Genomic DNA, 6,432 nt, shown 5'->3' with positions numbered 1-6,432 from the left:
CGGTGCTGGTGTGCGATGACGGCCGGGTCGTGCTGACGGGCCTGGCGGCCGGCGGCGTCGGGGTCGGCGGAGTTCGGCACGGGGTCGTAGCCGCACAGGGCCTCTTCCGCCGCGCCGGCCGCCAGGCCCGTCAGCACGACCCGGCCGTCATCGCACACCAGCACCGTCCGGACGGTGATGTTCCGGTGCGTCCAGCCGTGCGCGTGCAGCACGCGCAGCGCGGTCAGCACGTCCGACGCCACCTCAGCCGCCCTGTAGGGGCTCAGCGGTTCATCGGCGATCAGAGCGGCCAGCGGCCGGGCCGGGACCAGTTCGCTCACTATCCACAGCGATTCGCCCTCGGCGAAGACGTCGAAGACCTGGTCCAGCCGGGGGTGGTCCGGAATCGAGGCCGCCGCCTGCGCCGCCTCGATCGCGCGCCGCACGGCCGGCAGGTCCGCGGGCGAGCGGCGCGCCGCCGCCGGGACGGGCCGCTGCCCGTCCAGCAGCTCGGCGTCCACGACCTCCGGCAACGGCACCTGCCGGACCAGGACTTCCTGCCCGGTGCGCGTGTCGAAGGCCCGGGTCTCGACCAGCTCGTACGCGTCGGACGGGGGCAGCGGCAGACGGTAACGGCCGGCCAGGATCCGACCCGCGTACTCCTCCACATCGCCTCCCCCGAGTGCGTGGGCCCCCCATGGCCCCGCTGACACGATACGTCGCCGAGGGCGCCCGCGTCCCGGGGTCAGCCGAGCGGCTGGAAGGTCTCGAAGGCGGTGTTGCGCATCTGGGTGCACTCGGCGCCGTCCCACTGGTCGGCGGCGCAGCTGATCATGATGGCGTAGCCGTGCGTCGCATCCAGCTTGAAGCCCCGGTTGAGCACCCGGACCTTGATCCCCTTCTGCTCCCGCTCGAACTCCCAGTCCGCGACGGTCGGATAACCCCGGTAGTCCACCAGGTCGATCCGGATCTGCCGGTATCCCTTGCTGCTGCCCGCCACGCTGGGGGCCGCCTTGGTCCAGGCGAGACGCGCGTCGTCGCCCGGCTTGTTGGTGTAGTCGACCTGGATCCGCGGGAAGCCACCGGTTTCACGGGCGTATATGCCGCCGGAGTTGTCGCCCGCTATGTCTATCTGCTTGAAGCCCTCGGGCATCGCCATCGTGAAGTGGAACCCGAAGTCCTGCACCAAGGCGTATCCCGCCGGGAGCGTACCGCCGGCGCCGCCGGAGGTGGCGCCCTGGCCCTGGCTCACGGCCGGGGTCTGCTGGCCCTGGCCCGGCTGGCCCCCCGTACCCGTGGTGGTACCGGTACCGGTACCGGTACCGGCGCTGCCGCCCGACTCACCGGTGTTCTCCGAGGGCTTCGGGGAGACCTGCTTGTTCCCGCCCGGGGTCTGCGGGGCGGAGGCGGCCGGGGTGGGCTCGCCGCCCTTGCCCTCGTTCTTGGCGCCCTTGTCGTCGTCGCTCATGGCGTAGGCGATCAGCGAGCCGACCACGGCCAGCACCACGACCACGGCGGCTATGGCCAGCGCGATGGTGCGGCGCGGCATGACGTCGGTGAGCGGCGCCGCCACGGGGGACGGCTTGGCCTTCGGCGGCTCGGCGGACGAGACGGCCGTCGTGGCCGCCGCGGCGGTGGCCGCCTTGCGGGCCGACTTCAGCGCGGCGCGGGCGCGTTCGCGCTGCTCGCGCTCACGGCGTTCGCGTTCCTTCTTCGCCGCCTTCTCGGCGGCCTTCTCGGCGGACGCCTTGTCCGCGGCCGCCTTGGCGTCCGCGAGGGAGATCTGCCGGGTCTCCTCGGCGGCGGCCGGGGCCGCCACGGGAGCCGGCACCGGCTCGGGCGCGTTGACCACGGCGGTGAGCAGGGCCCGCGCCCGGGCGTCGTCGAGCCGCAGCGCGGGGTCCTTGACCAGCAGTCCGTAGATGACCTCGGACAAGGGGCCGGCGTTCTTCGGCGGGTCCACGGGCTCGGTCATCACCGCGGTGAGGGTGGCGAGCGCGGACCCCTTGTCGTACGGGGGCACTCCCTCGACGGAGGCGTACAGCAGGCCGCCGAGCGACCACATGTCGGCGGGCGGGCCGGGCTTCTGACCGCGGGCGCGCTCGGGGGAGATGTAGGAGGGGGCGCCGACGAGCATGCCGGTGGAGGTGACGGAGGGGTCGCCCTCGACCTGCGCGATGCCGAAGTCGGTGAGCACGACGCGGCCGTTGCCGGCGATGAGCACGTTGGAGGGCTTGACGTCGCGGTGCAGGATGCCCTGCCCGTGGGCGGCGCGCAGCACGTCGAGCACGGCGAGGCCGACCTCGGCGGCGCGACGGGGGGTCAGCGGACCGTTCTCCCGTACGAACTCGGCGAGCGAGGCGCCCTCGATGAGCTCCATGACGATCCACGGCCGGCCGTCCTCGTCGACCACGTCGTAGACGGTGACGGCGCCGCCGCTGCGGATCCGGGCGATGGCCTTGGCCTCGCGGAGGGTACGGGTGATGAGGCGGCGCTTCTCGTCCTCGTCGACCCCGGTGCTGAAGCGGAGCTCCTTGACGGCGACCGTACGGCCCAGGGTCTCGTCCTGGGCCCGCCAGACGGTGCCCATGCCGCCCTTGCCGAGCACGGCCCCCAGCCGGTAGCGCCCGGCCAGCAACCGCCCCTTGTCCTGCCCGCCCCCGGCCGCCTTCGCCGCAGCGGCCTTGACGGCGGCCGCCATGGCATCGGCCTTCTCGACGACGGGATTGACCCCTTCGCCCGCCTTGGCAAGCGGCTTCGCAGGCGCGGCGGCCTTGGCCTTGCGCAACTCGGGCTTCGCATCCTGCGCCGCGGGCTCGGCGTCGGCGGGCTTGGCCGCGGGCGCGACCTTGCCCGGCTCCGGCTTCGCAGCCACCGGCCGGGCGTCCTCGGGCTCGGCCTTGCCCGCCTCCGGCTTCGCGTCCTCCGGCCCGGGCTTCGCCGCAGTCACCGGAGCGGCCTTGCCCAACCGGGGCTTCGCGGCTTCGGCCTTCGCAGCTTCGGGCTCCGCCGCAGGCACCCCGGCCGACTTCGCACCCCCGGGCTTCGCCCCAGGCGTCCCGGTTGACTTCGCACCCCGGGGCTTCGCCCCAGGCGCAGACGCAGACGTGGCCGCCGACTTCGCACCGTCAGGCACCGCTGCAGGCGCCCCGGCAGGCTTAGCGTCCTCAGGCTTCGCCGCAGGCGCAGACGCAGACGTGGCCGCCGACTTCGCACCGTCAGGCACCGCCCCAGGCGCCCCGGCAGGCTTCGCGTCCTCAGGCTTCGCCGCAGGCGCAGACGCAGACGTGGCCGCCGACTTCGCACCGTCAGGCACCGCCCCAGGCGCGGGCACCGGCTTCGCCCCCGGCGTCCCGGCCGACTTCGCACCCCGGGGCTTCGCCCCAGGCGCAGGCGCCGGCTCCGCACCGTCAGGCGTCGCCGCAGGCGTACCGGCAGGCTTCGCGTCCTCAGGCTTCGCCGCAGGCGCAGACGCAGACGTGGCCGCCGGCTCCGCACCGTCAGGCGTCGCCGCAGGCGTACCGGCAGGCGCCCCGGCAGGTGACTCGGTGTGCTCCGGCTTCGACATGCGTCCCCTCTGCGATCCTGCCGCTGCTCCGCCTGCCCCAGCGGCTGAGCGACCCGGCGGCCGGGGCCCGCGGTAACCCGCCCCGGCAGAACCCTCATTGTTCCTCACTCCGCAACGGACGGGCCCCCCGGGTCCGCGGTTCCCCTTCCCGGGTTCCGGAGTTACAACGGAACGATGTCGGGCGCCCCCAGCCGCGCCGCATCCGCCGTCTGGTCGTCCGGCTGGCGCTGCGATTCCCGTTCCGCCTGGACCCGCTTCTCGTAGTGCTCCACTTCCTTCTCGATCTGCTGCTCGTCCCACCCCAGCACCGGAGCCATCAACTCCGCACATTCGCGCGCCGAACGCGCCCCCCGGTCGAAGGTCTCGATCGAGATCCGCGTCCGCCGCGTCAGCACGTCGTCCAGGTGCCGCGCCCCCTCGTGCGAGGCCGCGTACACGATTTCCGCCCGCAGGTAGTCGTCCGCCCCGGACACCGGCTCGCGCAGTCCCGGATCGGCGGCGATCAGGTCCAGCAGTTCCTCCGTCAGGGACCCGAAGCGGTTCAACAGGTGTTCCACCCGCACCACATGGAGCCCCGTCCGGGCGGCCATCCTCGCCCGCCCGTTCCACAGCGCCCGGTACCCTTCCGCCCCCACCAGCGGCACGTCCTCCGTCACGCACTCCGCCACCCGCTGGTCGAGCCCGTGCACGGCCTCGTCGACGGCGTCCTTCGCCATGACCCGGTACGTCGTGTACTTGCCGCCCGCGACCACCACCAGCCCGGGCACCGGGTGCGCCACCGTGTGCTCGCGCGAGAGCTTGCTCGTCGCGTCCGACTCGCCGGCCAGCAGCGGCCGAAGGCCCGCGTACACGCCCTGGACGTCATCGCGCGTCAGCGGCACCGCCAGCACCGAGTTCACGTGCTCGAGCAGGTAGTCGATGTCCGCGCTCGACGCCGCCGGGTGCGCCTTGTCCAGGTCCCAGTCGGTGTCCGTGGTCCCCACGATCCAGTGCCGTCCCCACGGGATGACGAACAGCACCGACTTCTCGGTCCGCAGGATCAGCCCGGTGCTCGAATGGATCCGGTCCTTCGGCACGACCAGGTGGATGCCCTTCGAGGCCCGTACGTGGAACTGCCCGCGCTCCCCGATCAGCGCCTGGGTGTCGTCCGTCCACACCCCGGTCGCGTTGACGACCTGCTTCGCCCGGATGGCGTACTCACCGCCGCCCTCCACGTCCTGGACCCGCGCGCCGACCACCCGCTCGCCCTCGCGCAGGAAGCCGATCACCCTCGCCCGGTTGGCGCAGTGCGCCCCGTACGCCGCGGCCGTCCGCACCAGCGTGGTCACGTACCGCGCGTCGTCCATCTGGGCGTCGTAGTACTGAAGGGCCCCCACCAGCGCGTCCTTGCGCAGCGCCGGAGCCACCCGCAGCGCGCGCTTGCGCGACAGGTGCCGGTGCACCGGCAGACCCCGCCCGTGCCCGCTGGAGACCGACATCGCGTCGTACAGCGCGACGCCCGAGCCCGCGTACAGCCGCTCCCAGCCCTTGTGCTGCAAGGGGTACAGGAAGGGCACCGGCTTCACCAGGTGCGGGGCGAGCCGCTCCAGCAGCAGGCCGCGCTCCTTCAGCGCCTCCCGTACGAGGGCGAAGTCGAGCATCTCCAGGTACCGCAGGCCGCCGTGGATCAGTTTGCTGGACCGGCTGGAGGTGCCCGAGGCCCAGTCCCGAGCCTCCACCAGGCCGGTCGACAGGCCGCGGGTGGCGGCGTCGAGCGCGGTGCCCGCGCCCACCACGCCCGCGCCCACCACCAGCACGTCCAGTTCGCGTTCGGCCATCCGGGTGAGGGCTTCGGCCCGCTGCACCGGCCCCAGTGTCGCTGTCCTCACGGCTGCCTCCCGTTGGTGCGGGTGAGATCCCCGCTCACATGCCCCCGTTTCATGAGTCTGACCGCCCGCACCCACATCGGCCACCGCCTGTGGACAACACAACGATGACCTTCACCCCGCAATGCGACATATCTGTCATATATAAGCCTAGTCTGACATTGCGCCAGCTCCCCTGTCCCCCCGGAGGACTTGCGCGGCAGCCCCCTCATGTCAGGGAAGGGACGGCACCCCCATGCCCGCAGATCTCGCCGTCATCGGACTCGGCCATCTTGGCCTCCCACTCGCCCAGGCGGCCGTCGCCGCCGGGATCGAGACGGTCGGCTACGACAGCGGTCCGGTCACGGACTCCACCCTCACCGCCGCCGAGACCCGCCGCATGTCGGCGGCCGGCTTCCGGGTGACCACCAACCCCGCCGAGCTCGGCCGGGTCCGCACGGCCGTCATCTGCGCCCCCACCCAGCTCGGCGCCGATCGCGCACTGGACCTCTCCGCCGTCGGCGAGGCCGGCCGCGCGCTCGCCGCGCGGCTGCGCCCGCACACCACAGTGATCCTCGAATCCGCCGTCCACCCGGGCGTCACCGAGGACTACCTGCGCCCGATCCTCGAATCGGGCTCGGGGCTCCGGGCCGGCCGGGACTTCCACCTGGCCTACTCCCCCAGCCGCCACGACCCGGGCAACCGGACCCACGGCATCGCGAACACCGCCAAGGTGATCGGCGGCCTCACCCCCGCCTGCACCGAGTCCGCGCACGCCTTCTACGCCCGCCTCACCGAGAAGGTGGTCCGCGCCCGCGGGCTGCGCGAGGCCGAGACCGTCCAGCTCCTCGAAACGAACTACCGGCACGTCAACATCGCCCTCATGAACGAGATGGCGGTGCTCTGCCACGACCTCGGCGTCGACCTGTGGGACGTCATCCGCTGCGCCGAGACCAAGCCGTACGGGTTCCAGGCCTTCCGCCCCGGCCCCGGCGTCGGCGGCCACGGCGTCCCCCTGGACCCGAACTACCTCCCCCACAC

Annotated in this window: 4 protein-coding genes; 1 reads left to right on the top strand and 3 read right to left on the bottom strand. The window is 73.1% G+C overall.

Annotated elements, in window-relative coordinates; all coding sequences use genetic code 11:
* The 3 genes from PV721_RS39740 to PV721_RS39730 all read right to left on the bottom strand — a co-directional run.
* The coding region (locus tag PV721_RS39740; RefSeq protein WP_319733188.1) for a protein kinase at positions 1-647 on the bottom strand (647 nt) is incomplete at its 3' end.
* Positions 648-724: 77 nt separating this feature from the next.
* Entirely contained in the window at positions 725-2,680 is a 1,956-nt protein-coding gene (locus PV721_RS39735; protein ID WP_319733190.1) for a serine/threonine-protein kinase, read from the bottom strand.
* Between the two features lie 1,028 nt (positions 2,681-3,708).
* Positions 3,709-5,415, bottom strand: a complete 1,707-nt coding sequence (locus PV721_RS39730; RefSeq protein WP_319733186.1) for a glycerol-3-phosphate dehydrogenase/oxidase — start codon at positions 5,413-5,415, stop codon at positions 3,709-3,711.
* Positions 5,416-5,647: 232 nt separating this feature from the next.
* Between PV721_RS39730 and PV721_RS39725 the strand changes: the two genes are divergently transcribed.
* Positions 5,648-6,432 (top strand): nucleotide sugar dehydrogenase (locus PV721_RS39725; RefSeq protein WP_319733184.1); only part of this gene is annotated, 785 nt, incomplete at its 3' end.

The organism is Streptomyces sp. MB09-01, assembly GCF_033794505.1.
GTDB lineage: Bacteria > Actinomycetota > Actinomycetes > Streptomycetales > Streptomycetaceae > Streptomyces.
The sequence above is the reverse complement of the archived record's forward strand: the minus strand, read 5'-3'. Positions and strand labels throughout refer to the sequence as shown.

What these genes read in the sequence shown, in the direction of transcription:
- PV721_RS39735 (WP_319733190.1), bottom strand. Translation starts at nt 2,680, where the DNA reads ATGGCGGCCGCCGTCAAGGCCGCTGCGGCGAAGGCGGCCGGGGGCGGG.